Genomic DNA, 694 nt, shown 5'->3' on the forward strand with positions numbered 1-694 from the left:
CCGAGCGCCTGGCGGCCAACCAGGTGCCGGTCGTCGCCGCCGTCTACCACGACGACATGTACGTCGACACCGGGCACTCGCTGCGCACGGCGGCGTCGATCCGCGGGCTGCGCACCTGGGTGACCAACGAGTACGAGCACGACGGGCTGCGCGCGGGCGGGCCGCGGGTGCTGGACCGGCTGCTCGCCATGGTCCGGGGCGAAGCCTGACCGACGGCGGGAACGGGCCGGGGCGGTGCACGGGCGGCCGACGGGCAGTACCCCGGACGGCGTCTGTTCCGGGCGCGGCGCACGGTGGGGCCGACGCGGAACGGTGAGGTCGGTCACGCGGAATGGTGGGGGCCGGTCACGCGATCCGCGTGACCGGCCCCCACCTCCTCGGGCGTGTCGTGTCGTCCCCACCGTGCGCCGGGGTTCAGCGCTGGAGGGCGGCCAGTGTCGCGTCCAGATCGGTGGCCGCGCGCGGCGCACGGTTGTGCGGCAGCCGCGACAGGACCGCCGCCATGCCGCAGGTGTTGGTCACGGCGGAGAACACCAGGCCGGAGCCGACGCCGGCGGAGATCCACCGCGCGGCCGGGAAACGCGCCCCGGCGAGCAGCCCGGCCACCACGAGCGAACCGGCGGCGAGCCGCACCTGGCGCTCCATCGGCCAGGTCGCGCGGGCCCCGGCGGGGCGGTCGAGCGCACGGCCCTCG

At 76.9% G+C, this 694-nt stretch carries 1 protein-coding gene and 1 pseudogene; one reads left to right on the forward strand and one right to left on the reverse strand.

All coding sequences use genetic code 11. From position 1 onward, the window contains the following. Nucleotides 1-209, forward strand: a pseudogene (locus EAO76_RS41840) (alpha/beta hydrolase); the annotation flags it as partial. A gap of 205 nt (nt 210-414) precedes the next feature. Here EAO76_RS41840 and EAO76_RS41845 read toward each other — a convergent pair. Continuing rightward, the coding region (locus tag EAO76_RS41845) for a DUF2892 domain-containing protein (protein ID WP_148841467.1) at nt 415-694 on the reverse strand (280 nt) is incomplete at its 5' end.

The organism is Streptomyces sp. sk2.1, from assembly GCF_008120935.1.
Classification (GTDB): domain Bacteria; phylum Actinomycetota; class Actinomycetes; order Streptomycetales; family Streptomycetaceae; genus Streptomyces.